The following is a 1,021-nucleotide window of genomic DNA, read 5'->3' as shown; positions in this document are numbered from 1 at the left end:
GCCGGCCCCCGACCTCGGCCACGGCCGCGACCCCCAGGCGGTGAAGGACTTCACCGACTCCTTCACCGCCCTGCTCGAACGGCAGGGGCTGCCCAAGATGATGGCCAAGGTGCTGGCCTGCCTGTACATCACGGACTCAGGCACGCTCACCGCCGCCGAGCTGGTCCAGCGCCTACGCGTCAGCGCCGCGTCGATCTCGCACGCCGTCGCCTTCCTCGAACAGCAGGGAATGCTCAAGCGGGAACGGCCCTCAGGCGGCCGGCGCGAACGCTACGTGCTCGACGACGGGATCTGGCTCCGGTCGATCCTGGCGTCCCTGCGGATGAACGAGGCCCTGGTGGACGCCTCGCGGCGCGGCTCCGAGATCCTCGGGGCCGGCACCCCGGCGGGCGCCCGCTTCGAGTCGTCCGCCCAGCTCCTCCTCCTCGTGACCGAGGCCTTCCACCAGGTCATCGACCAGTGGCAACAGACCCAGCCCGTCCGAGAGCATCCGGCGCATGAGACCTCGCAGGACGACAAGGCATGAGCCGGACGTACGACCCAGAAAGCCTGCTCACCCCGAAAGCCGAGCCCCGGCACTCCCCCATCCACGGCACCGGCCTGTTCGCCGTCGAGCGGATCCACCGGGACGAGGTCGTCATGCGTCTCGGCGGGCAGGTCATCGACGACGAGACGCTGGCCTCACTGACCCCGCCGTACAGCAGCCTCACCGTCGCCGAGGGCGTCCACCTGCTCCTCGACCCGGCCCACCCGGTGCGCTACGGCAACCACTCCTGCGACCCCGACCTCTGGCACCACGACGCGACGACGGTGATCGCCCGCCGCGACATCGCCCCCGGCGAGGAACTCACCCTCGACTACGCCACCCACAGCGGCGTCGAAACCTGGTCGATGACCTGCGGCTGCGCCACGCCCCTCTGCCGCCGCGTGGTCACGGGCGCCGACTGGCGACTGCCGCACCTGCAGACCGCCTACGGCACCCACTGGGCCCCACCCCTGCTCGACCGCATCAGAACCGGCC

General features: G+C 71.1%; 2 protein-coding genes. Both read left to right on the top strand.

The window, feature by feature from the left end:
- A partial coding sequence (locus HII36_RS55470) for a GbsR/MarR family transcriptional regulator (protein ID WP_173531433.1) occupies window positions 1-526 on the top strand: 526 nt, incomplete at its 5' end.
- On the top strand, window positions 523-1,021 hold a 499-nt coding region (locus HII36_RS55465; RefSeq protein WP_173531432.1), incomplete at its 3' end, for an SET domain-containing protein. The genes HII36_RS55470 and HII36_RS55465, both read left to right, overlap by 4 nt.

The sequence above is a fragment of the Nonomuraea antri genome (genome assembly GCF_013283785.1).
GTDB lineage: Bacteria > Actinomycetota > Actinomycetes > Streptosporangiales > Streptosporangiaceae > Nonomuraea > Nonomuraea antri.
This window is presented reverse-complemented; position numbering and strand designations above follow the sequence as displayed.